General features: G+C 54.1%; 26 protein-coding genes. 11 read left to right on the forward strand and 15 right to left on the reverse strand.

Features of this window, described 5'->3' with window-relative positions:
• The first annotated feature begins 28 nt into the window (after positions 1-28).
• A complete protein-coding gene (locus tag N7922_RS15390) occupies positions 29-1,240 on the forward strand; it encodes an MFS transporter (protein ID WP_263097139.1) in 1,212 nt (403 codons plus the stop codon).
• An 83-nt stretch (positions 1,241-1,323) separates the two neighbouring features.
• Here N7922_RS15390 and flgL read toward each other — a convergent pair whose 3' ends face one another.
• The 11 genes from flgL to flgB form a co-directional block, all read right to left on the reverse strand.
• On the reverse strand, positions 1,324-2,295 hold the full coding sequence (flgL, locus tag N7922_RS15395; RefSeq protein WP_263097140.1) for a flagellar hook-associated protein FlgL: 972 nt from the start codon (positions 2,293-2,295) through the stop codon (positions 1,324-1,326).
• A 14-nt stretch (positions 2,296-2,309) separates the two neighbouring features.
• Positions 2,310-3,953 carry a flagellar hook-associated protein FlgK gene (flgK, locus tag N7922_RS15400; RefSeq protein ID WP_263097142.1) on the reverse strand — a complete coding sequence of 548 codons (1,644 nt, stop codon included), beginning with the start codon at positions 3,951-3,953 and terminating at the stop codon, positions 2,310-2,312.
• Positions 3,954-4,028: 75 nt separating this feature from the next.
• Complete coding sequence (gene flgJ / locus N7922_RS15405) at positions 4,029-4,985, reverse strand: flagellar assembly peptidoglycan hydrolase FlgJ (protein WP_263097143.1); 957 nt, start codon at positions 4,983-4,985, stop codon at positions 4,029-4,031.
• Entirely contained in the window at positions 4,985-6,082 is a 1,098-nt protein-coding gene (locus N7922_RS15410) for a flagellar basal body P-ring protein FlgI (protein WP_263097144.1), read from the reverse strand. The genes flgJ and N7922_RS15410 overlap by 1 nt, the downstream gene beginning before the upstream one ends.
• Positions 6,083-6,094: 12 nt before the next feature.
• On the reverse strand, positions 6,095-6,793 hold the full coding sequence (locus N7922_RS15415) for a flagellar basal body L-ring protein FlgH (RefSeq protein ID WP_263097145.1): 699 nt from the start codon (positions 6,791-6,793) through the stop codon (positions 6,095-6,097).
• A 60-nt stretch (positions 6,794-6,853) separates the two neighbouring features.
• Entirely contained in the window at positions 6,854-7,636 is a 783-nt protein-coding gene (gene flgG / locus N7922_RS15420) for a flagellar basal-body rod protein FlgG (RefSeq protein ID WP_088236535.1), read from the reverse strand.
• Between the two features lie 15 nt (positions 7,637-7,651).
• Positions 7,652-8,407 carry a flagellar basal body rod protein FlgF gene (locus N7922_RS15425; protein WP_263097146.1) on the reverse strand — a complete coding sequence of 252 codons (756 nt, stop codon included), beginning with the start codon at positions 8,405-8,407 and terminating at the stop codon, positions 7,652-7,654.
• 20 nt (positions 8,408-8,427) lie between these two features.
• Positions 8,428-9,636 (reverse strand): flagellar hook protein FlgE, encoded by a 1,209-nt coding sequence (gene flgE, locus N7922_RS15430; RefSeq protein WP_263097147.1) that lies wholly within the window; start codon positions 9,634-9,636, stop codon positions 8,428-8,430.
• A 27-nt stretch (positions 9,637-9,663) separates the two neighbouring features.
• Complete coding sequence (gene flgD / locus N7922_RS15435) at positions 9,664-10,344, reverse strand: flagellar hook assembly protein FlgD (protein ID WP_263097149.1); 681 nt, start codon at positions 10,342-10,344, stop codon at positions 9,664-9,666.
• Between the two features lie 14 nt (positions 10,345-10,358).
• A complete protein-coding gene (flgC, locus tag N7922_RS15440) occupies positions 10,359-10,763 on the reverse strand; it encodes a flagellar basal body rod protein FlgC (protein WP_061494844.1) in 405 nt (134 codons plus the stop codon).
• 3 nt (positions 10,764-10,766) lie between these two features.
• A complete protein-coding gene (gene flgB, locus N7922_RS15445; protein ID WP_263097150.1) occupies positions 10,767-11,183 on the reverse strand; it encodes a flagellar basal body rod protein FlgB in 417 nt (138 codons plus the stop codon).
• A gap of 158 nt (positions 11,184-11,341) precedes the next feature.
• Here flgB and flgA point away from each other — a divergent pair, with 158 nt between their 5' ends.
• The 3 genes from flgA to flgN all read left to right on the forward strand — a co-directional run bounded on the left by flgA (position 11,342) and on the right by flgN (position 12,816).
• The gene (gene flgA / locus N7922_RS15450; protein WP_263097151.1) at positions 11,342-12,001 is read left to right on the forward strand and encodes a flagellar basal body P-ring formation chaperone FlgA; all 660 of its coding nucleotides are present in this window, start codon (positions 11,342-11,344) and stop codon (positions 11,999-12,001) included.
• A gap of 94 nt (positions 12,002-12,095) precedes the next feature.
• A complete protein-coding gene (gene flgM / locus N7922_RS15455; protein WP_263097153.1) occupies positions 12,096-12,389 on the forward strand; it encodes a flagellar biosynthesis anti-sigma factor FlgM in 294 nt (97 codons plus the stop codon).
• A gap of 4 nt (positions 12,390-12,393) precedes the next feature.
• Positions 12,394-12,816 (forward strand): flagella biosynthesis chaperone FlgN, encoded by a 423-nt coding sequence (flgN, locus tag N7922_RS15460; RefSeq protein ID WP_263097155.1) that lies wholly within the window; start codon positions 12,394-12,396, stop codon positions 12,814-12,816.
• Between the two features lie 65 nt (positions 12,817-12,881).
• Here flgN and murJ read toward each other — a convergent pair whose 3' ends face one another.
• The 4 genes from murJ to rimJ all read right to left on the reverse strand — a co-directional run bounded on the left by murJ (position 12,882) and on the right by rimJ (position 16,692).
• Positions 12,882-14,417, reverse strand: coding sequence for a murein biosynthesis integral membrane protein MurJ (gene murJ, locus N7922_RS15465; protein ID WP_263097156.1), 1,536 nt, complete (start codon positions 14,415-14,417; stop codon positions 12,882-12,884).
• Positions 14,418-14,524: 107 nt separating this feature from the next.
• On the reverse strand, positions 14,525-15,448 hold the full coding sequence (locus tag N7922_RS15470) for a Gfo/Idh/MocA family protein (protein WP_263097158.1): 924 nt from the start codon (positions 15,446-15,448) through the stop codon (positions 14,525-14,527).
• Positions 15,449-15,450: 2 nt separating this feature from the next.
• On the reverse strand, positions 15,451-16,098 hold the full coding sequence (locus N7922_RS15475) for a YceH family protein (protein ID WP_263097159.1): 648 nt from the start codon (positions 16,096-16,098) through the stop codon (positions 15,451-15,453).
• 9 nt (positions 16,099-16,107) lie between these two features.
• Complete coding sequence (gene rimJ / locus N7922_RS15480) at positions 16,108-16,692, reverse strand: ribosomal protein S5-alanine N-acetyltransferase (protein WP_263097160.1); 585 nt, start codon at positions 16,690-16,692, stop codon at positions 16,108-16,110.
• Between the two features lie 237 nt (positions 16,693-16,929).
• Here rimJ and mdtH point away from each other — a divergent pair, with 237 nt between their 5' ends.
• The 7 genes from mdtH to N7922_RS15515 all read left to right on the forward strand — a co-directional run bounded on the left by mdtH (position 16,930) and on the right by N7922_RS15515 (position 22,243).
• Positions 16,930-18,138: a multidrug efflux MFS transporter MdtH gene (gene mdtH / locus N7922_RS15485; RefSeq protein ID WP_263097161.1), complete on the forward strand. Its 1,209-nt coding sequence runs from the start codon at positions 16,930-16,932 to the stop codon at positions 18,136-18,138.
• A 123-nt stretch (positions 18,139-18,261) separates the two neighbouring features.
• Complete coding sequence (locus N7922_RS15490; RefSeq protein ID WP_263097162.1) at positions 18,262-18,822, forward strand: lipoprotein; 561 nt, start codon at positions 18,262-18,264, stop codon at positions 18,820-18,822.
• A 121-nt stretch (positions 18,823-18,943) separates the two neighbouring features.
• The gene (gene pyrC, locus N7922_RS15495) at positions 18,944-19,987 is read left to right on the forward strand and encodes a dihydroorotase (RefSeq protein ID WP_263097163.1); all 1,044 of its coding nucleotides are present in this window, start codon (positions 18,944-18,946) and stop codon (positions 19,985-19,987) included.
• A 74-nt stretch (positions 19,988-20,061) separates the two neighbouring features.
• A complete protein-coding gene (dinI, locus tag N7922_RS15500; protein ID WP_061494833.1) occupies positions 20,062-20,307 on the forward strand; it encodes a DNA damage-inducible protein I in 246 nt (81 codons plus the stop codon).
• Between the two features lie 274 nt (positions 20,308-20,581).
• Positions 20,582-20,836, forward strand: a complete 255-nt coding sequence (gene bssS / locus N7922_RS15505) for a biofilm formation regulator BssS (protein ID WP_263100924.1) — start codon at positions 20,582-20,584, stop codon at positions 20,834-20,836.
• Between the two features lie 118 nt (positions 20,837-20,954).
• Positions 20,955-22,070 carry an N-methyl-L-tryptophan oxidase gene (solA, locus tag N7922_RS15510; RefSeq protein WP_263097164.1) on the forward strand — a complete coding sequence of 372 codons (1,116 nt, stop codon included), beginning with the start codon at positions 20,955-20,957 and terminating at the stop codon, positions 22,068-22,070.
• Between the two features lie 56 nt (positions 22,071-22,126).
• Positions 22,127-22,243, forward strand: coding sequence for a YceO family protein (locus N7922_RS15515; protein ID WP_263097165.1), 117 nt, complete (start codon positions 22,127-22,129; stop codon positions 22,241-22,243).
• The last annotated feature ends 108 nt before the right edge of the window (positions 22,244-22,351 follow it).

Below are 22,351 nucleotides of genomic sequence, written 5' to 3' on the forward strand. Positions count from 1 at the left end.
AAAACTCACGTTTCTGGGGAACCATCATATGAACCGTCATTCTCTTTCGACAGATGCTGTTGGCTGGGTCATTTTCGCCCTCGCGCTCGGCGCAGGATTCAGCGTTGCAGCAATTTACTATTCTCAGCCGCTGTTACCGCTGATGGGCAGCGACCTGCATCTTACAATCAACGGTATGGGGCTGGTTCCCACGTTGACCCAGGCAGGTTACGCGCTGGGGATCCTGTTTCTGTTGCCGCTGGGCGATCGCCATGATCGCCGCCGGCTGATCCTGTTCAAAAGCGCGGCTCTGGCGCTGTTATTGCTGGCATGCAGTCTGACCAGCCACCTTCCCTCTCTGCTGATTGTCAGCCTGCTGTTAGGCATGGCAGCCACCATGGCGCAAGATATCGTTCCTGCTGCCGCGATCCTCGCACCTGCGGGGAAACAGGGGAAAATGGTCGGTACGGTAATGACGGGTCTGCTGCTCGGTATCCTGCTTTCCAGAACCGTCAGTGGTTTTGTTGGCGCGGCATTTGGCTGGCGCGTGATGTACCAGATGGCAGCCGTTAGCATTGCGCTGATTGGTGTCCTGATGTGGTCCGTGCTGCCGCGTTTCGCCACGCACTCAACGCTGAGCTACCCGGCGCTGATGAAATCCATGGCGCACCTGTGGCAACGCTATCCATCGCTGCGTCGCGCAGCCATGGCGCAGGGCTTTCTTTCTGTCGCGTTTAGCGCGTTCTGGTCAACCCTTGCGCTGATGCTGCTGGAAAAATATCAACTGGGTAGCGCTGTCGCCGGTACTTTCGGCATCGCAGGTGCGGCCGGCGCACTGGCTGCACCGCTGGCTGGCGGACTTGCAGACAAAGTGGGCGCAGAGAAAGTGACACAATTGGGTGCAGGTCTGGTGACGGTTTCTTTTGCCCTGATGTTCCTGCTACCCGTTCTGCCCCCGCACGGCCAACTGATCCTGATTGCGTTGTCTGCCGTCGGTTTTGATCTGGGTCTGCAATCCAGCCTGGTTGCTCACCAGAACCTGGTTTACGGCCTGGAGCCGCAAGCGCGTGGTCGGCTGAATGCGCTGCTGTTTACTGGCGTGTTTATTGGCATGGCGGCAGGTTCTGCACTGGGCAGCAAACTCTACTCCGTCGCCTCATGGCAGGGTGTGGTCGTGTTGGCAACGCTGTCCGGGCTCATCGCACTGGCTATCCGCCTCATCGATGCCCGCCAGATGCAGCAAGCTGAACAAAAAGCATAAACGAAAAAAAAAGCCCGCTCCGGGGTGATGGAGCGGGCATAGCGAACATGCCCCAGTTTCCAGACATGTCCAAAATGAAAACGTTACTTATTGAGCTGGAACAGCGACATCCCCTGCATATCACTAAACGCCTTGTAAGACGCCTGCAATGCAGCCTGTTGCATGGTGTAAGACGAAATCACTTCGTTCCAGTCTACATCGATCAAATCACTCGACTGTTGCTTCAGACCCAGCGCACGGTCGTCGCCCAGCGAATCAAGGCTTTCCAGTTCGTTCAACTGCGTACCCAGCTCAGCGCGTACGGTAGAGACGTTGTTCAGGGAGTTACCGAGACCGCGACTGGTTTTATCCACGACTGCTTGTGCAGCAGCTTTCGCCGTTTCATCACCCGCGACCGGGGTTTTCAGCGCGGCAACCGCCGTATCCAGCATTTTGAACAGGTCCGTTTCGGACGTACCCGGCAAACCCGTTGACGGATCGGTCGGCTCTGGCGTGGCGTTGCTGCTGATATGGTTAAAGACCTGATCGCCGGTATGTGCAATCACCATGGTGCGAGACGCATCCACTTGCTGGCTGATTGCTTGCGTACCGCCGCTGTAGGTCGCCGTTGCCGAATCATACGGAGCAGACTCCGTCTTGTAGCCCGCGAAAATATAGCGACCGTTACCGTCAGTGCTGTTAGCAAGGTTCAGCAACTGATCGCGATAGCCCTGCAATTCTGTCGCCAGAGAAGCGCGGTCATCGTCGCTAAGCGAGCCGCTGCCCGCTTTCACGATAGTGCTTTGCGCGCCCTGGATTGCCGTAGTCACCTGTTGCAGCACGCTCTCTTCCAGCGACACTTTCTGCGTGGCGAACGTACGTGCGGTGGCATACTGCGTGTTCTGCGCCTGCGCCTGAGAGATCACCACAGCCTGCGAGGCGGCAATCGGATCATCAGACGGGCGGTTAACGCGCTGACCGGTGGACATTTGCTCACCGTACGCCAGCCATTTACTCTGCGCGTTGGTTACTCCGCGCATATTTTGTTCGTACATCATTTGAGTACTGATACGCATTGCTCACCCCTTACTTAGCGTATTTCCAGCAGCGCATTAAAGAGCGTGCTTGCGGTCTGAAGAACCTGCGCGTTTGCCAGATAATATTGCTGATAACGTTGCAGGTTGCCGTACTCTTCATCGAGGTTAACCCCGGAGATAGACTGTTGCTGGTTGCTCAGTTGCGTGACCACGTTAGTCTGCGTCGTACTGCTGGTTTTCAGCGTCGAGGTTTTGTTACCCACATCGCTCACCAGCGTGGCATAGGCATCGTTAAAGGTTTTATTACCGCCGACTTTCTTGGCGCTTTGCAGATCCAGTAACGCCTGACCATTGCGGTTATCGCTCGCACCGTCACCGGAAACAGACGCCATCGCAATTTTCGACTCGTCGGAAATTGCCACGCTCATATTCACAATCGCGTTGCTCACCGGCTTAACAGTAAAGCTGTCGTTCGCCGCGGCAGTGCCACTCACGCTAACTTTAAGACCGTCAAAATTCAACGAACCATCGGTGGAGTCCGGCGTGACAGTGAACGAGGTATTGTTGGACAGACGCGTCACATTCCAGTTGCTACCATCGTAAACCACTTTGTAGTCCGTCGCCTGAACGGCCGTGCTGTCGCTGACGGTTGGCGTCAGTGCAGCGGTGCCGGTGTTTTTGGTATTGCTTAAGGCAGACGGCGCACCAATGGTAAAGAAGTTGGTGCCCTGAACTCCGTCGGAGTCGTAACCCTGGGTGTGCTGTTTGTTAAACGCATCAGCAAATGACAATGCCAGTTGCCCCAGCGTATTACGTGTCTGATCCAGATCCTGTGAGCGGAAGGCCAACAGACCGCCCAGCGAACCGGTAGTAATCAGTTTTTCCGGAATCTCAACATTCCCGGCGGTGTTGTCGACATAGGCAACCGTGGTACGGGATGCATCAGCGCTGGAAGCCACTGCCGCCAGTTGGCGAGAGTTACTGCCCTGCACCAGAGTGTATCCGTTAGCCATCGTCAGGTTATAGGTGTTACCGTCCTGCACGCTAACTTCTACGCCGACAACCTTATTCAGTTCACTGACCAACTGATCACGCTGATCGAGCAAATCATTCGGCGATGCACCCGCGCCAACACCGGTCAGACGGGAAATCTGATCGTTAAGCGAGGCGATCTGTTTGGTGTAGTTGTTGATTTGGTCAACGCTTGAGCTGATAGACAGGTTAATCTGTTTATCCTGGTCGCGCAGATACTGGTCGGCGACCTTAAACTGGTTAACCAGCGCATCGCCTTTGCCCAGCAAAGCCTGGCGGGCTGCCGGATCCTCGGCATTGCTCACCAGCGTTTGCAGACTGGAGAAAAATCCCTGCAAACTGGTCGAAAGCGTATTGGTGGTGCCGGAGAGCACATCATCAATTTTTGACATCTGCTCATAGCGTGTCGTTAACCCGCTGCTCTGGTTTTGCGCAGCACGCAGCTGGTTGGTAATAAAGGCATCATACTCACGCTGAACACCAGAGACATACACACCATTGCCAACCCATCCGCCAGCACCCAGTGTACTGTTCGCCGATGAAAGCACCGTCGTCTGACGGGTATATCCAGCCACGTTATAGCTGGCGATGTTGTTGCTAGAGGTATTAAGCGCTGCCTGGGCTGCAGCGAGCCCACTCATGGCGCTATTAATCAAACTGGACATGGAGGTTCCTTATACACTTTCAGACATGAGTCCTGTTGACGATTATCGGCAACCCAGAGCGAAACTTGAGATATTTCAGAACAGATTTTCGATGTCGCTGTTATAGGCTTTGCTGACTTTTTCACCCATAGATTTAAGCTGTTGGATCATACTCGTCAGCTTACGGGCGTAGTTGGGATCGGTCGCATAACCCGCGTTTTGCAACGCTTGTGCGCCCTGTTCCGCCGTCGCTGCATTCGTGACCGCCGCATAGCGTTTATTGCGCGTCAGCATGCCTACATAGTCAGACAACGCTTCAAGATACGAGCTGTACACACGGAACTTCGCTTTGACTTTCACTGCCTCGCCATTTTCATATTCCGTGGTGGTGATCTCGGTGGTTGGCCCTTTCCAGTTCGGTGTCGCTTTCACACCGAAAATATTAAAGCTTGGCTCACCGTTCTCACGCGGGATCTGCCGCTGACCCCAGCCGGATTCGAGAGCGGCCTGCGCAAGGATCAAGTGATGTGGAATGCCGCTCTGCTGGCTGGCCAGACGCGCCGGAAGCGAAAGCTGGGCAAGGAAGTCTTTACTGTCGCCTGTCAACGGTTCATCACTGTCATCAGGCGCTTTTGGCATGGCTTTGCGAACTAATTGCGTCAACGCCTGGTTCTGATAACTGGTCACCGTTTCCAGTGGGAATTTCATCGGTACCTGTTGCATCTGATCGGCGGGATCGACCGGCGACTGATCGCCGGTCATCTGTTTCACCATCATATCCGCCAGCCCCAGACCTTTGCCGGCGGTCATCTGCTGGGCAATTTGTTGGTCATACATGCTGGTGTACAGCCGTGTTGAATCGCTACTGAAAATACCGTCTTTGGGCAGGGCTTCACGCATGCTTTTCAGCATCATTTGCACAAACATCCCTTCCACCTGGCGCGCTACAGGTCGCAGGTTGGCCTGCGGATCCTGTCCGGCTTTCGATTTCAGTTCATTCAGCGATTGCGCGTCCCAGGCCGCGCTACTCATCAACCGGCTGTCAGTCAACATTAGATGATCTCCAGTTTCGCTCGCAGGCAACCTGCGCTTTGCATGGACTGCAGGATCGACATCAGTTCCATTGGCGACGCGCCTAACGCGTTCAGCGCACGTACCACACTGTTCAGGTTGGCGCTGGAGCGCACGCTTTGCAGCGACCCACCGCTCTGACGCAAATCGATCTGCGTTTGCGGCGTGACAACGGTTTGACCACCGCCAAACGGCGTATTCGGCTGGCTAACGTTAGCCTGCTGATTCACCGTCACGGAGAGGTTGCCCTGCGCAACCGCACAGTTATCCAGCGCCACTTCGCGGTTCATCACCACGGAGCCGGTACGGGAGTTGATGATCACTTTCGCATCCTGCTGTGTGGTGCCCACTTCCATATTCTGGATATCAGCCAGCATACGAACCTGCGAAGTGCTGCCGCTGGACGTGCGGATCTGCACGGTGCGGGCATCCAGCGCAGTCGCGCTACCATAACCGCGGCTGCGGTTAATGGTATCGGCAATCTGCTGCGCCATGGTGAAGTCTTCCTGATTCAGTTGCAGGTTGATGGTGTTACCTGCACCAAACTGCGTCGGCAGTTCGCGTTCAATCACCGCCCCGCCGGTAATGCGACCGCCGTTCAACTGGTTAACCTGCACACTACTACCACCCGCAGAGGCGCCTGCGCCACCCACAAGAATGTTGCCCTGCGCCAACGCATACACCTGGCTGTCCACCCCTTTCAACGGGGTCATCAGCAGCGTACCGCCGCGCAGGCTTTTTGCGTTACCCATGGAAGAGACCACCACATCGATAGTCTGTCCCTGGCGGGCAAAGGCCGGGAATTGTGCGGTAACCATGACCGCCGCCACGTTTTTCAACTGCATGTTGGTGCCAGTGGGAACGGTGATCCCCATCTGCGACAACATGTTATTTAATGTCTGCGTGGTAAATGGCGTCTGGGTGGTCTGGTCGCCCGTGCCATCAAGCCCCACAACAAGACCGTAGCCAATTAAGGAGTTTTCTCGTACGCCCTGTACGCTGGTGAGGTCCCGGATGCGATCGGCCTGGGCGACAGTCGCCACCAGCACCAACGCGATTCCAGCCAGATATCTAAACATAATTCACCCCGGTTACATCGGCGATAAGTTGAGGAAGAAACGTTGCAGCCAGCCCATCGTCTGCGCTTCGTTAATGTAGCCATTGCCGACATATTCGATGCGCGCATCAGCCACCTGAGTGGACTGAACCGTGTTGCTGCCGCTGATGGTGCGTGGGTTCACAACACCCGAGAAGCGGATGAATTCAGTGCCCTGGTTAATGGCGATCTGTTTTTCACCCACAACATGTAAATTGCCATTGATCAGCACCTGGTCGACCGTGACGGTCAACGTGCCGCTAAATGTGTTGCTGGCATTCGCGCCGCCTTTACCTTCAAAGGTGTTGCTGCCAGAGGTGCTCAGGTCAGCTCGTGCGTTACCAAAAAGGCCTTCAAGGTAGCGAGGCGTCGTATCGATACCAAAACTGGATTTGCCATCACGGCTGGCATTGGCCGACGAACTCTTACTGGCGCTCACGTTTTCTTGCAACGTAATCGTCAGCATATCGCCCACATTACGCGGACGGCGGTCTTCAAACAGGGGTTGATAGCCATAGTTTATTGGCTGCGCGGTCTGATAAATCGAGCCATTAACTAAAGGCACCGGACCCGGGATCGGTTGAGCGGAAGTCGCTCCTTCTACCAAAGGTTTTGAAGGAACCCAGGCACATCCGGTCAGAGTCACTGCCAGTAAAGCCATAATCGGATAGCGGCGCGCGGCGTATTTTTGCATTGCATTCATCTTCGAAATCAGGGTTCCGGTGCGGCAGCAACTACCGCACCGGATAACGCCTTAGAGTTGCGTCAGTTTTTGCAGCATCTGATCGGTCGTCGATACTGCTTTACTGTTAATTTCGTAAGCGCGTTGAACCTGGATCATATTCACCAGTTCTTCGGCAACGTTTACGTTTGAGGTTTCCACATACCCCTGGTACAGCAAACCTGCGCCATTAAGACCCGGCGTCGTGGAGTTTGGCGCCCCGGACGACTGAGTCTCGGTGTACAGGTTCTCACCGATGCTTTCCAGACCGGTGTCATTCATAAAGGTGGTGAGGTTTAACTGGCCAACCTGCACCGGCGCTGTCGCGCCCTGCTGCGTCACACTGACCACGCCGTCGCGGCCAATGGTGATGCTCAGGGTGTTGGCAGGGATAGTGATCGCAGGCTGCACCTGAAAACCACCCGCCGTCACTAACTGACCATTTTGATCAACCTGGAAGGACCCGTCGCGCGTATACGCGGAGGTGCCATCCGGCAGCAGCACTTCAAAGAAGCCCTGCCCTTTAATGGCGACATCTTTGGTGTTGTTAGTCTGTGACAAGCCACCCTGACTATGCAGGCGCTCGGTTGCAACGGGACGAACACCGGTACCGATCTGCAAGCCAGAAGGCAGTGTCGTTTGTTCAGAAGACTGCGCACCAGGCTGACGCATGGTTTGGTACAACAAGTCTTCAAATACCGCACGCTGACGCTTAAAACCGTTAGTACTGACGTTCGCCAGGTTGTTGGCGATAACGTCCATATTGGTTTGCTGGGCGTCAAGGCCGGTTTTCGCGATCCATAATGAACTGATCATAGGTAATCCTGTTTATTAGCCCAGTGACAGCAACTGATTGGCGCGTTGCGCGTTTTCATCAACGCTGCCGATCACCTTCATCTGCATTTCGAAGCGACGTGCGCTGGCAATCATGTCGGTCATTGCTTCAACGGGTTTAACGTTGCTGCCTTCGAGTACGCCCGACATCACACGGATAGAGGCATCGGCTTGCAACGTCGTGCCACGCGTGGCCTGCGCGGCCTGGCTCACACGGAACAGGCCGTCATCGCCACGCACCACGTCTTTGCCTTCCGCCTTAACCAGCTTCAGCTTGCCTACCGGTGCAATGGTATTCGCCGAATCGCCGGGATTGAGCGCAGAAATCGTACCGTCGGCGGCAATCGTGATCTGCGAGCCTTCCGGTACAGAAATCGGACCCGCTTCACCAATCACCGGGTGACCCTGAATGGTCAACTGACCGGTCGGGCCGACCTGGATATTACCGTTACGGGTATATCCTTCCGAACCATTCGCCGTCTGTACTGCCAGCCAACCGTCCTGCTGTAACGCCACATCAAGCGGGCGCGAGGTGTAATCCAACTGACCGGGCGTCATATCGGCGCCCGGGGTGGACGCCACCACCAGAGTACGGGTTGGCAGCGAAAGCCCTTCAACCGGCACGGCACGCAGCGCATTAAGCTGCGCGCGGAAGCCCGGCGTTGAAGCATTCGCAAGGTTGCTGGCGGTGACAGCCTGCTGATTCAGCGTTTGGCTGGCGGCGCCCATCGCGGTGTATATTGCGTGATCCATTAAGCCATCCCGTCAGACGATTAACGCAGGTTAACCAGCGTATTAAGGATCTGGTCCTGGGTTTTGATGGTCTGCGCGTTCGACTGATAGTTACGCTGCGCGACGATCATGTTCACCAGTTCTTTACTCAGATCCACGTTTGATGCTTCAAGCGCACCGTTGGTCAACGAACCGAAGTTACCGGTACCTGCTGTGCCTAACAGCGCAACACCCGAGGAAGAGGTTGCGGACCAAACGTTGTCACCTTCAGATTGCAGACCTTCGGAGTTGGCGAAGTTCGCCAGTACGATCTGTCCAAGCAGCTGTTTCTGCTCGTTGGAGTAGTTACCAACAACGGTGCCATCGTCGTTAATCTGGTAGCTCACCAGGTCGCCCGGTTTGTAACCGTTCTGCGTGGTGGCAACGATGTTGTTAGAGCCGGTGTTCTGCTGCATGGAGTTCAGGAAACTCAGCGAGAACGTTGCCGGGGTTGCGCCATTGATGGTGCCGGTGGTGATGGTGGCAGAAGTACCGCCCGTCAGCGCGCCGTTAGTATTGAAGGTCATGGTGGTCGCAAGCGTTGCTGCACTGCCGCTCACGCTGCTGTCCTGGGTATAAACGCTCCAGGTGTTCGCCGTTGAACTCTTCACAAAATAGACGTTCATGTCGTGGGCGTTACCCTGACTGTCATAAACAGTGACGGAACCTTTTTTGTTGTAGCTGTCGGCATTAGTCGGGTCGAACGTGGTCACGCTTGGCGTGCTGTCCGTCGAGTTAAGGTTGATCTGCATCGTTGCTGTGGTGGTGGTTTTCGCCGCCATCAGCGTGTTCGGGATGGTGATAGCCGTCGGGTTCGCGCCGGTCTGTACTGTCGGCGGCGTACCGGTAGCCGGGTAGCCCGTTACCTGCATACCCTGCATGTTCACCAGATTGCGGTCTTCGTCCAGTTTGAACTGGCCGTTACGGCTGTAATACACAGAACCATTGCTGTCGACCAGACGGAAGAAACCGTTTCCGCTCAGTGCAACGTCAAGACCACGACCGGTGTTGGTGGTGGTGCCATCGCTAAAGTCCTGGGTAATGCCCGCCACTTTAACACCGAGACCCACTTTAGAACCGGCGAACATATCAGCGAAGGACGCAGATCCGGATTTAAAGCCATAAGTGGCGGAGTTGGCGATGTTGTTACCAATGACATCGAGGTTGGTGGCCGCAGCATTCAGGCCGCTGACCGCTTGTGAAAAGGCCATGACTTACTCCTGATAAGTGTTAAGGCTTTAAATAATCTGCCGTACTTCGTCGAGGGTGGTAGTACCATAGGTACCCAAATCTAATGTGCTCCCGCTGCTATTGCGGGTAACGCCCTGCACCAGCGCAAACTGCAGAGGTTGAGCAACCAACTGCGTTGAACCCGTGCTGGCGGCGATGGAGACTTTATAAGAGCCATCCGGCGCCGCCGTGCCATCCGAAAGTTTGCCGTCCCAGCTAAAGGTATGGACGCCCGCTTTCAGCGCGCCGATATCAATGGTGCGCACCACGGTGCCGTCTGAGTTGGTCACGGTGGCGGTCACTTTATCGGCGGCCTGAGTCAGCTCCACACCAAACGGTGTAGAGGTTTGATTACCCACCAGAATGGTCTGCCCTGGGATCATCACACCATGGCCGATCAAGGTGGTTGCCTGCAGCGACTGGCTGTTATCGATCTGCCCGGAAATTGATCCCAGCGTGGTATTCAGTTTTTCAATCCCGCTGACGGTGCTAATCTGCGCAAGTTGCGTGGTCAGTTCGTTGTTTTGCAGCGGGTTGGTCGGATCCTGGTTTTTCAACTGCGCGACCAGCAATGTCAGAAAGCTGCTCTGCAGGTCGGAAGCGCTGTTAGTACCGGTTGTGGTTGTCCCCGTCGTACTGGTTGTTGCACCGGAGTTGGTCGGGTCATTAACTTTTACAGCGATAGACATGCTGTGCGTCTCCTTTACTGGCCGAGGGTCAGGGTCTTGAGCATCATGCTCTTAACCGTGTTAAGTACTTCAACGTTTGCCTGATAGCTGCGAGAAGCAGACATGGTGTTTACCATTTCCCCGACCACATCAACGTTCGGCATTTTGACGTAACCATTGGCGTCCGCCAGCGGGTTACCCGGCTGGTAAACCAGTTTGTCTGGTGCCTGGCTTTCAATAACATCGGCGACTTTCACACCGCCGGTCGCCTGACCAGGTGCGGCATCAACCTGGAAAACGACCTGTTTGGCGCGATAAGGTTGACCGTCCGGCCCGGTCACGCTGTCGGCGTTGGCAAGGTTACTGGCCGCCACGTTCATACGTTTGGACTGCGCCGCCAGCGCGGAGCCGGCAACATCAAAAATATTCAGTAATGCCATCTATCAATTCCCCCCTTGCAGAACACTCATCATGCTTTTGATCTGCCCACCCAATACCGTTAAGCCGGTCTGGTATTTCACGCTGTTGTCAGCAAACTGCGTACGCTCACGATCCATATCCACGGTGTTGCCATCCAGAGAGGGCTGATCCGGGATGCGATACAGCAGATCGGTGGACGGCGGGGTCATTGCCTGCGCAGGAATATGACGGGAAGAGGTCAGCGCCAACGAAACACCGCTCTCTTCAGCACGACCGCGCTCCATGACTTTTTTCAGTTCACTGGCGAAATCAATATCGCGCGCCTGAAACCCCGGGGTATCGGCGTTGGCAATGTTTGCCGACAGAATTTCCTGGCGCTGGGCGCTCAGGTTCAGCGCTTCTTGCTGAAAACGCAGTGCGGCATCAAGTTTATCGAGCATGGCTCCCCCACTGATGACAATTATTTAGCCAACAGCTTAAATCTCCTTACGCAAGCCTTATCGTTGGAATAAGCGCAAAATGCGTCGCTATTTATTGCGTTGATAGATTTGCCATGCGGTTAAAATCTCCTCATTCCATCAACAGGCAGGAGTCTGCGATGAACACTCTGAAGGGCTGTGTGGCCGCGGCCTTACTGTTATTAAGCCCGCTAACGCAGGCGTCCGACTTACAGGCGAAACTGACCGCTTTCTTTGCTCAACGTCTTGCTGGATTTAGTGATGAGGTAGTGGTAAATATACGCACCCCGCAAAATCAGCTTCCCACCTGCGACCAGCCCGAGCTGAGCGTCATCGGAAATGCTAAACTGTGGGGTAACCTGAGTGTTCTGGCGAATTGCGCAGGCGCAAAGCGCTATTTGCAAGTGAGCGTTCAGGCGACGGGTAACTATGTTGTGGCCGCCCAGGCAGTCGCGCGCGGCAGCACGTTACAGCCGGGCAGCGTGAAATTAGCGCGCGGCCGTCTCGATCAGTTACCCCCGAGAACGATGCTGGATATCACCCAGGCGCAGGATGCGGTAAGTTTGCGCGATCTCGCACCCGACCAACCGATTCAACTGTCTATGCTGCGCCAGACATGGCGTATAAAAGCGGGCCAGCGTGTACAGGTTGTGGCGACGGGTGATGGCTTTAGTGTGAACGGCGAAGGTCTTGCTCTGAATAACGCATCGGTGGCGCAAAACGCCCGTGTGCGCATGTCTTCAGGCCAGATTGTCAGCGGGGTTGTGAACGCTGATGGGAATATTCTGATTAACCTATAATCTTTTTAAAGAATTTGCGTCGGCTGCCGATATATAAGCAACGACTACAGATAGCAGGCCCCAAACGCCGGGGAACCTCAGTGAGGACTACACAATGAGCATTGATCGCACATCGCCCCTCAAGCCGGTAAACACTGTACAACAGCGTGAAGCCAGCGAGAACCAAACGCAAAAAACGCGTCTGGAGAAATCCGCGACGACGAACAGCACCAACGTCACCATCAGCGGCGCTCAGGCTAAGCTGATGCAGGCGGGGGCAAATGACATCAACACAGAACGCGTTGAGCAACTGAAAACCGCGATCCGTAATGGTGAACTGAAGATGGACACTGGCAAAATCGCCGATGCCCTGATTGACGAAGCGAAGAGTTACTTGCAGAGTAAATAACAGTATGAACCGACTGTCAGACATTCTCGATCAAATGACAGTTATCCTGAGCGCTCTTAAAGACGTGATGGATGCTGAGCAAAAACAGCTTTCCGTGGGCCACATTAATGGCAGCGCGTTGCAGCGTATTACGGAAGAAAAAAGCTCCTTGCTCGCAACTCTGGACTACCTTGAGCAACAACGCCGGGCGACGCAGAAAGCGCAACATAGCGCAAATGACGATATCGCCGATCGCTGGCAGACCATTACCCAAAAGACGCAGCATCTGCGTGACCTGAACCAGCACAACGGATGGTTGCTGGAAGGGCAAATCGCGCGCAATCAACAAGCGCTGGACGTTCTGAAACCGCATCAGGAACCCGGGCTTTACGGCGCGAATGGTTATACCTCTACCGCCAACCGTGGTGGAAAGAAAATCTCTATCTAGATCTGTTCAGACCGTTCATATTCTGATTTTTAGCCAGGGGATCCGTCCCCTGGCTGCCTTTCTGTTTACGCCGTCCGGCGTGCGAACTCTTTAACTTTGAAGCCCAATGCCGCAAGCGTCGCGAAGTAAGCGACAATTCCCACCAGCACAACCGCCATCAGACGCAGCAGACGATAAGGCATGGTGCCTTGCGCCCATTCCGGCATAACGTAAAGCATGCCTACCAGCGCAGCCGACATCACCAGTACCGCAATCACCAGACGGATCAGAAAACTCGACCACCCCGGTTGCGGGGTAAAAATATTCTGTTTGCGCAGTTGCCAGTAAAGCAGCACGGCATTCAGACAGGCCGCCAGGCCGATCGACAAAGAGAGACCGGCATGTTTTAGCGGACCGATAAAGGCCAGGTTCATCAGTTGCGTCATGATCAGCGTTACGATAGCAATTTTCACTGGCGTTTTAATGTTCTGACGCGAATAGAACCCGGGCGCCAGAACCTTCACCACAATCAGCCCCATCAGTCCCACAGAGTAGGCAATTAACGCCCGTTGCGTCATCGACGCATCGAAGGCGGTAAATTTACCGTACTGGAACAGCGACACCGTGAGCGGCTTCGCCAGGATCCCCAACGCCACCGCACTGGGCAGCGCCAGCAGAAAGCAGAGCCGCAGCCCCCAATCCATCAACCGGCAATACTCATCATGGTTGCCGCTGGCAAAGCTTTTCGATAGCGAAGGCAGCAGAATTGTCCCCAACGCCACCCCCAGTACCCCGGAAGGAAATTCCATTAAACGGTCGGCGTAATACATCCATGATACGGAACCGGAAACCAGAAAAGAGGCGAAGATGGTGTTGATGATCAGCGAAATCTGGCTAACGGAGACCCCAAGAATGGCCGGTCCCATCTGCTTAATGACCCGCATCGCCCCCGCATCATGGAAGCTGATGCGCGGCAGTACCAACATACCGATCTTTTTCAGATGCGGCAGTTGGTAAAGCAGTTGCAGCACGCCGCCAGCGGTCACCGCCCACGCCAGCGCCAACACCGGTGGGTGGAAATATGGCGCGCCAAACAGCGCAAAACCAATCATGCTGATGTTCAAAAACGTCGGTGCAAACGCCGGAACGGAAAAACGGTTCCAGGTATTGAGGATCGCGCCGGCCAGCGATGCCAGCGATATCAACAGAATATAAGGAAAGGTAATACGCAACAGTTGCGAGGTTAATGCGAATTTATCGGCCGTATCAGCAAACCCGGGAGCGGTCACGAGGATCACCCACGGTGCCGCCAGCATCCCGGCGACGGTGACAACGGCCAGCGCCAGCGTCAACAGACCAGACACGTAAGCAACAAAAACCCGTGTTGCATCATCCCCCTGTTTGCTCTTGTATTCCGCAAGGATCGGCACAAAAGCCTGGGAAAACGCCCCTTCAGCAAAGATACGGCGTAAAAGGTTGGGCAATTTGAATGCCACAAAGAAAGCATCGGTCGCCATGCCCGCGCCGAAAACCCGCGCCACAATGGCGTCACGCGCGAAACCCAGTACGCGGGAAAACATGGTCATGGAGCTGACAGCCGCCAGCGATTTTAATAGATTCATTCTGGTTTCCATAAGACACAACGCCTGCAATGCAGGCGTTGGTGTACAGCGAAGCGCTTAGTCTACAGGGAAAAAGGCGAATTACTATCGCCAGATGTTACAGGCAGTTATTCGCTCATCGCCTCGCGCCAGAGCTTTTCAACGATACGTTGCGCCAGAATAGCCTGTTCACCGGCTGTTTCAGGAACCGTCTGATTTTGCACACATTCAATAAAATGACGCGCGCATCCGGCAAAACCACGCTGCTCCAGCGTACTTTGCCAGCCGGGAACCGGGCGGGCAATCACGCCCTGCCCGCGCTCTTCGCGCCACTCGCGCATATCCGTAATATCGAACAGTCCGCCATCAGTAACGGCCTGAACCCACTCGCGCTGGCTTCCCGCACGGCGGTGCATACTGGTAGTGATTTGCAGATGTTCAACACTGAAATGGTGCTCAGCGTAAACCATGGCGCCGTCATCATTGGTCAGCAGCGTACCGCTATTCAATTGCGCAGCGCCCCCGGCCAGCCACAGTGCGGTATCCACCACATGCAGATAATCATCAAGTAAGGTAAAACGTAAATCGTGCGGCCCGACGCTGTCGCTACGGTGTTTATCCATACGCAACGAAGCGGCCTGCGGCATGTGCTGCTTTAGATCCCGGTACAACGGTGAAAAGCGACGGTTAAAGCCCACCATCAGCGTTAGCTTCTTCCGGGCAGCCAGCTCAACCAACCGTTCAGCATCCTGTAAATTTTCCGCCAGCGGCTTATCCACACACACATGTACGCCAAGATTGAGCAACTCGCTGACCACGGCGTAATGCGACGAGGTGGCAGTATGAACAAAAACGGCGTCACACTGCGCCGCCAGGCTGGCGAGCGAATCCGCATAAGGGATACGCCAGGTTGCACATATGCGTTCGGCTTTCTCCCGGGTGGGTGACCAGGCTGCCGCCAGCGTCCAGTCTGTCGCCGCGCCTAACACCGGCAACCAGGCTTTTTGCGCGATACCGCCCAGGCCCACAACACCAATACGTAATGTCGCCACGGTTAATCCCCCAAATGTGCGAGAAGCGAATCCAGACGCTGTTTCAACTCAGCGACTTCGTCTTCCAACGCTTCAACGCGCGCCAACAGTAAGTCCGCAGCCGGGCTTTCTGCTTCCACGACGCCAGCCAGCGTCGGCACCTCGCCGCTGAACAGATGCATAAAACGACTTTCACGCTTACCCGGCTCACGGGGCAGGCGCACAACAAACGGACCATCTTCCCGCGTCGCAAGATGCTCGAGCGTACTCTCCACTTCCGCCATGTCGCTAAATTGATGCATGCGTTCAGCACGCCCACGTAACTCGCCAGGGGTTTGCGGCCCGCGCAGCAGCAGTGTGGTGATCAGCGCCACTTCGGCGGAAGTCAGTTTCAGATCGCCAAATTCAGAGTTGCAGAAGCGTTGCTCATATTTTGTCACCCGATTACCAAAACCGCTGACAGTACGCAGATAATGACGCTTTACCAGCGCATCGAGCACGTCCTGAACGTCGTGTTCACCGAGGTTCATCACCGGTTCGCGGTTGGTTTTCTGGTTACAGGCCGTAACCACCCCGTTAATAGAAAGCGGATATTGTTCGGGCGTCGTCACCTGTTTTTCCAGCAGGCAACCAATGACCCGTGCTTCCACGGCGCTCAATTGATACTTCATCTTTGCTCCTTAACGACCCGGGGTCCATTCCTGCGCGGTTAATGCTGTTAATACGTGATCGCGCCATTGCCCGTCGATTAACAAATACGATTTGGCGTAGCCCTCTTTTTCAAAACCGAGTCTCGCCAGTAGATCACCGCTGCGTTTATTGTGCGGCATGTAGTTTGCCATTATGCGGTGCATATGTTGCGTACGTTGCATATAGCGGATCGCAGTGGTCAGGGCCTCAAACATTAACCCTTGTCCTTGCCACTTTTGCCCAATGGAGTAGCCCAGATAACAGGCATGGAATGAGCCGCGAACCACATTAGAAAAATTCGCCACGCCAATGATTTCTTTCTCTTCCGGATCGAGCAACGCGAAATAGAACGCGGTGCCTTGCTTGTGGAATTCATTGATCATACCGAGCCGTGCCTGCCAGCCGGAAGGGTAACAATGGCTTTCATCGCGCACGGGCTCCCAGGGTTTTAAAAATTGGCGATTTTCAGCGTAATAATCCGCCAGGCGCCAGGCGTCGCGGTCGTGGACGAGGCGCACCACCAATCTGTCCGTTACTAAGCGTACTTTCGGCACGTTACTGCGATAGCCAAACATGCATTACCACTCCTTCCGTTTCACGACTTTTTTAACCCCTTCCCTTTACTATACATTTGCATAGCCGCTCTGGGAAAACAGCAACATGGCATTTTCTGCGTCAAGCGCCATTTTCGATGAAAACTCTCAATCAAAGACTGATTTTGATAAAAAAATATTGTCACCATCAATATGGGAAAAGCCGTAGCGAAACCGCAAAATAAGATTGTCTTATCTTTCTGATTTCCCGGAGGGGAAATGGCGCGCATATCGCAGGCAAGGAGCCTGGGTAAATATTTCCTGCTTGTCGATAATATGTTGGTTGTCCTCGGCTTTTTTGTCGTTTTCCCCCTGATTTCCATTCGCTTCGTCGATCAACTGGGCTGGGCCGCTTTAATGGTCGGTATTGCCCTCGGTTTGCGTCAGTTTATTCAACAAGGGCTGGGGATTTTCGGTGGGGCGATTGCCGACCGTTTTGGTGCAAAACCGTTGATTGTCACCGGCATGCTGATGCGCGCGGGCGGTTTCATTGCCATGGGCGTTGCGCATGAACCCTGGGTATTGTGGCTCTCCTGTCTGCTCTCCGGGCTTGGCGGCACACTGTTCGATCCGCCGCGTTCTGCGCTGGTGGTCAAACTGGTGCGCCCTAACCAGCGCAGCCGTTTTTTCTCTCTGTTGATGATGCAGGATAGTGCCGGTGCGGTTGTCGGCGCACTGCTCGGCAGTTGGCTGTTGCAATACGATTTTCGTCTCGTCTGCGCCGTGGGTGCGTTAATGTTTGTTCTTTGCGCCGCGTTTAACGCCTGGTTGCTACCTGCGTGGAAATTGTCGACGGTTAAAGCACCAGTGCGCGAAGGGCTTGGCCGCGTACTTCGTGACAAACGCTTTGTCACCTATGTACTGACGCTGACCGGTTACTACATGCTGGCGGTACAGGTGATGTTAATGCTGCCGATTATGGTTAACGACATTGCCGGTTCGCCAGCGGCGGTGAAATGGATGTATGCCATTGAGGCCTGTTTGTCGTTGACTCTGCTCTATCCGATTGCCCGCTGGAGCGAGAAACGCTTTCGCCTGGAACACCGCCTGATGTTTGGACTGTTGGTGATGTCGTTTAGTCTGCTGCCGGTGGGTATGGTGGGCTCATTGCAACAATTGTTCACGCTCATTTGCACGTTCTATATCGGGTCGATCATTGCCGAACCCGCGCGTGAAACGTTGGGTGCGCAACTGGCAGATGCCCGTGCGCGCGGAAGTTATATGGGCTTCAGTCGCTTAGGGTTGGCGTTTGGCGGCGCGCTGGGTTACGCAGGCGGCGGCTGGTTGTTTGATGCAGGAAAAGCCTTTAATCAACCGGAACTCCCGTGGATGATGCTGGCATTGATAGGCCTTATCACCTTCTTCGCACTGCTGTGGCAATTTGGTCTTAAACGCCTGCAACAACGGATGCTGGAACCAGGCGCCTGATTATTCTACAGGCGGAAGCGCCCGCTTCCGCCAGTGCATTCAGCTTTTTCCGCTGGTCTTTGCGCGGCGTGTGACGCATGCTACTCCCCAGGACTGAAGCATCAGGACCACGTTGAGGAACACATGAAGAAAATCATTTTTGCCGCTGCATTAATGTTGAGCGGCGTGCTGGTGGGCTGTAACCAACTGACCCAATATTCCATCAGCGAACAGGAGATCAATCAGGCACTGCAAAAACGCAACGATTTCGCCAAAGATATCGGCGTGCCGGGTGTCGCGGATGCACACATTGTGCTGAACAATCTGGCCAGCGGAATTGGTCGCGAAGAGCCGAATAAAGTGACGCTGACCGGCGACGCAAATCTGGACATGACCTCCCTCTTTGGCAACCAAAAAGCGGTGATCAAGTTAAAAATGAAAGCGCTGCCGGTATTTGATAAAGAGAAAGGCGCGATCTACCTGCAGGAGATGGAAGTGGTCGATGCGACAGTCACGCCAGAGAAGATGCAAACCGTTCTGCAGACGCTGTTGCCTTATCTGAATCAGTCTTTGCGCAGCTATTTTAATCAGCGCCCGGCCTATGTGCTAAAAGAAGACAACAGCAAAGGCGAAGCGCTGGCGAAGAAATTCGCCAAAGGCATCGAGGTGAAACCGGGCGAGATTATCATTCCCTTCACCGACTGAATTCTGATTCTGAGGGCGCGAATGCGCCCTTTTTTTCAGGAAAAAGATGCAAACGAAAACGTTTCCGCATATCCTTAGTGCCCGGCAAAAACAACTGATCCTCACCAGCCGGAGCATTCCAATGACACAACCCCAGGTTTTGAAAATCCGCCGTCCTGACGACTGGCACGTCCACTTACGTGATGGCGATATGCTGAAAACCGTCGTGCCGTGGACCAGCGAAACTTACGCCCGCGCCATTGTTATGCCCAATCTGGTTCCCCCTGTAACCACCGTGGACGCGGCCCGTGCTTATCGTCAGCGTATTCTTGATGCTGTCCCCGCCGGGCACGATTTCACTCCGTTGATGACCTGCTATCTGACCGATAGCCTGGATGCCAACGAAGTCGAACGTGGTTTTAACGACAATGTCTTCACGGCGGCAAAACTCTATCCGGCAAACGCCACCACGAACTCCAGCCACGGCGTCACCAGTATTGATGCAATCATGCCGGTACTGGAACGCATGGAAAAACTGGGGATGCCACTGTTAGTGCACGGCGAAGTTACACATGCGGAAATCGACATTTTCGATCGCGAAGCGCGCTTTATTGAAACCGTGATGGAACCACTGCGCAAACGCCTGCCTGGCCTGAAAGTGGTGTTCGAGCACATCACCACTAAAGACGCCGCGGATTATGTCCGCGAGGGCAATGAACGGCTGGCAGCAACGATCACCCCTCAACATTTGATGTTTAACCGTAACCATATGTTGGTTGGCGGCATACGCCCACATCTCTATTGCCTGCCTGTTCTCAAACGTAATGTCCACCAACAGGCTTTGCGCGAGCTGGTCGCCAGCGGGTTTGAACGCGCATTTCTGGGCACCGACTCCGCGCCGCATGCCCGTCATCGCAAAGAAGCCAGCTGTGGCTGTGCGGGTTGTTTCAATGCGCCAACTGCGTTGGGCAGCTATGCAACAGTGTTTGAAGAGATGAATGCATTGCCGCATCTGGAAGCGTTTACGTCGCTGAATGGCCCGCGTTTCTACGGTCTGCCGGTCAACGAAACCTTTATCGAACTGGTGCGCGAAGAGCATGTAGTGCCAGAGACTATTACCCTGCCGGACGATGCACTGGTGCCCTTCCTTGCCGGTGAAACGGTACGCTGGAACGTGAAGCGTTAAAAACTTTACGCCCCCTGTTGTAATAAGCATAAGTTAACTGTATAAATATACAGTAAATAACGCAGGGGGCTATTATGCGCATTGAAGTGACGATTGCCAAAACCACATCCTTACCGCCGGGCGCCATTGATGCACTGGCGGGTGAATTATCCCGTCGTTTGAATAATTATTACCCCGATCGTGAAAACAAAATCACGGTTCGCTATGCCGCCGCGAACAATTTGTCCGTGCTCGGTGGTGCAAAAGAAGATAAAGATCGCATAAGTGAAATTTTACAGGAAACCTGGGAAAGCGCTGACGATTGGTTTATCACCGAATAATTTCTCTTTAAGTTTGTTCTTATTGCCGGGTCGCCCCGGCTTTTTTGTTTCTTTGCTAAGCGTTTAATGACGTTGTCGGCAGGTAATAAAATGAGTGATTAAGATCTCGCTCTGTTATTCAAAAAAACGCAATCAGCGTAAAAAAGATGTTGCAGAGTGTTTATTCATTCGATCTATCCTGCCAGTTGTTGGTATACTGAAAGGGCTTCAAAAAAAACACGCATTGAACCTCGAAAGTCGTCGTCTAATTAAACACGCCAAAATGGGGGTTATGATGGTAAAGAATAATGAAGTCATCCAGACCCATCCGCTGGTCGGATGGGACATCAGCACAGTGGACAGTTATGATGCCCTGATGCTCCGGTTGCACTACCAGACCCCAAACAGAGCCACACAGGAAGAGACCGAAGTCGGTCAGACGTTGTGGCTAACGACGGATGTCGCCCGCCAGTTTATTTCGATCCTTGAAGCGGGCATTGCCAAGATTGAATCTGGCGATTACCAGGAAGATGAGTACCGCAGACATTAGAAATAATGCCTCTCAGCCACTCAACAGGCACCCATCGGGTGCCTTATTTATTTCCGCCCTTGTATAACACCGCCATGTTATTTACCCTCCTGAAAAAAGCATTCACCTGGAGAACACCATGAAATACGATCTGATTATTATCGGCAGCGGCTCTGTTGGCGCAGCAGCGGGCTATTACGCCACCCGTGCCGGGCTTAATGTGCTGATGACCGATGCACATTTGCCGCCACACAAGGAAGGTAGCCATCACGGTGATACGCGCTTAATTCGCCATGCTTACGGTGAAGGGGAGAAATATGTGCCGCTTGTCTTGCGCGCCCAACAACTCTGGGAACAATTGGCGGCGGAAAGCGGCGAAACCGTATTCGAACGTACTGGCGTGATCAATATTGGCCCGACGGACTCCAGCTTCCTCGCCAATGTCACGCAGAGCGCTTTACAGTGGAACCTGGCGGTAGAAAAGCTTGACGCACCTTCTCTGATGGCGCGCTGGCCGGAGATCCGTGTGCCGGACGACTATATTGGGCTGTTTGAAGCTGACTCCGGCGTACTGCACTGCGAGCTGGCGGTGAAAACCTGGATCGACCTTGCCCGAAAAGCCGGTTGCGCACAGTTATTCAATTGCCCGGTGACAGCGCTGCATCATACGGACGACGGCGTCGCAATTGACACGCCGGAAGGAACATTCCGCGGCACGAAAGTGTTGGTCAGTGCAGGGACCTGGGTTCAACAGTTGCTCCCCGCCCTGCCGATACAGCCGGTGCGGAAAGTTTTCGCCTGGTTCCAGGCAGACGGACGGTACAGCACCAAAAATCGCTTCCCGGCATTTACCGGCGAAATGGCCAATGGCGATCAGTATTACGGGTTTCCGGCAGACGATAATGCGCTGAAGATTGGTCGCCACAATGGCGGGCAGCTCATCACTGAACCACAACAGCGAACAGCATTTGGTGATGAAGCTGGCGATGGCTCCGAATGCTTCGCGTTCCTGCGCCAGTTTCTGCCCGGCATCGGTGGCTGTTTATACGGGGCTTCTTGCACCTACGATAACTCGCCGGATGAGGATTTTATTATCGATACCCTGGCGGATCACCCCGATACGCTGATCATCACAGGACTGAGCGGCCATGGGTTTAAATTCGCCCCCGTGCTCGGAGAAATCGCCACTGCCTTTGCTGCAGATAACAGTACGGAGTTTGATTTGACCCCGTTCTCTCTCGCACGCTTTGCGTGATAATCCTTCAGCGACCGTGAATTAAGGTCGCTGAACGTCTTAATAACGAGGTCATCATGCGGCGTCTGTTCCATTACTTAATTAATAACGTGCGTGAGCATTTGATGCTTTATATTGTCCTGTGGTTACTGATCGCCGCGATCGATATTATTTATATTGTATGGCCGGGCTAATAATAACTGACAAAAGCTTACGTTAATTTAATTAAAGTTAATAAACGCATTAACCTTCGTAATTGTTTCAATATCAAGACAGTAAGAAAAATCTCATATCAGGCAGAA

The organism is Kosakonia sp. ML.JS2a, from assembly GCF_025642095.1.
Classification (GTDB): Bacteria; Pseudomonadota; Gammaproteobacteria; order Enterobacterales; family Enterobacteriaceae.

Coding starts and splice junctions, on each gene's coding strand:
- N7922_RS15390 (WP_263097139.1), top strand. CDS start 29: ATGAACCGTCATTCTCTTTCGACAGATGCTGTTGGCTGGGTCATTTTC.
- mdtH (WP_263097161.1), top strand. CDS start 16,930: ATGGCGCGCATATCGCAGGCAAGGAGCCTGGGTAAATATTTCCTGCTT.
- flgK (WP_263097142.1), bottom strand. CDS start 3,953: ATGTCCAGTTTGATTAATAGCGCCATGAGTGGGCTCGCTGCAGCCCAG.
- flgB (WP_263097150.1), bottom strand. CDS start 11,183: ATGCTCGATAAACTTGATGCCGCACTGCGTTTTCAGCAAGAAGCGCTG.
- flgA (WP_263097151.1), top strand. CDS start 11,342: ATGAACACTCTGAAGGGCTGTGTGGCCGCGGCCTTACTGTTATTAAGC.
- N7922_RS15410 (WP_263097144.1), bottom strand. CDS start 6,082: ATGTTTAGATATCTGGCTGGAATCGCGTTGGTGCTGGTGGCGACTGTC.
- N7922_RS15515 (WP_263097165.1), top strand. CDS start 22,127: ATGCGGCGTCTGTTCCATTACTTAATTAATAACGTGCGTGAGCATTTG.
- flgC (WP_061494844.1), bottom strand. CDS start 10,763: ATGGCATTACTGAATATTTTTGATGTTGCCGGCTCCGCGCTGGCGGCG.
- flgE (WP_263097147.1), bottom strand. CDS start 9,636: ATGGCCTTTTCACAAGCGGTCAGCGGCCTGAATGCTGCGGCCACCAAC.
- flgN (WP_263097155.1), top strand. CDS start 12,394: ATGAACCGACTGTCAGACATTCTCGATCAAATGACAGTTATCCTGAGC.
- pyrC (WP_263097163.1), top strand. CDS start 18,944: ATGACACAACCCCAGGTTTTGAAAATCCGCCGTCCTGACGACTGGCAC.
- N7922_RS15415 (WP_263097145.1), bottom strand. CDS start 6,793: ATGCAAAAATACGCCGCGCGCCGCTATCCGATTATGGCTTTACTGGCA.
- flgJ (WP_263097143.1), bottom strand. CDS start 4,985: ATGTTGACTGACAGCCGGTTGATGAGTAGCGCGGCCTGGGACGCGCAA.
- bssS (WP_263100924.1), top strand. CDS start 20,582: ATGGTAAAGAATAATGAAGTCATCCAGACCCATCCGCTGGTCGGATGG.
- flgM (WP_263097153.1), top strand. CDS start 12,096: ATGAGCATTGATCGCACATCGCCCCTCAAGCCGGTAAACACTGTACAA.
- N7922_RS15490 (WP_263097162.1), top strand. CDS start 18,262: ATGAAGAAAATCATTTTTGCCGCTGCATTAATGTTGAGCGGCGTGCTG.
- solA (WP_263097164.1), top strand. CDS start 20,955: ATGAAATACGATCTGATTATTATCGGCAGCGGCTCTGTTGGCGCAGCA.
- flgG (WP_088236535.1), bottom strand. CDS start 7,636: ATGATCAGTTCATTATGGATCGCGAAAACCGGCCTTGACGCCCAGCAA.
- rimJ (WP_263097160.1), bottom strand. CDS start 16,692: ATGTTTGGCTATCGCAGTAACGTGCCGAAAGTACGCTTAGTAACGGAC.
- flgL (WP_263097140.1), bottom strand. CDS start 2,295: ATGCGTATCAGTACTCAAATGATGTACGAACAAAATATGCGCGGAGTA.
- dinI (WP_061494833.1), top strand. CDS start 20,062: ATGCGCATTGAAGTGACGATTGCCAAAACCACATCCTTACCGCCGGGC.
- N7922_RS15475 (WP_263097159.1), bottom strand. CDS start 16,098: ATGAAGTATCAATTGAGCGCCGTGGAAGCACGGGTCATTGGTTGCCTG.
- murJ (WP_263097156.1), bottom strand. CDS start 14,417: ATGAATCTATTAAAATCGCTGGCGGCTGTCAGCTCCATGACCATGTTT.
- N7922_RS15425 (WP_263097146.1), bottom strand. CDS start 8,407: ATGGATCACGCAATATACACCGCGATGGGCGCCGCCAGCCAAACGCTG.
- flgD (WP_263097149.1), bottom strand. CDS start 10,344: ATGTCTATCGCTGTAAAAGTTAATGACCCGACCAACTCCGGTGCAACA.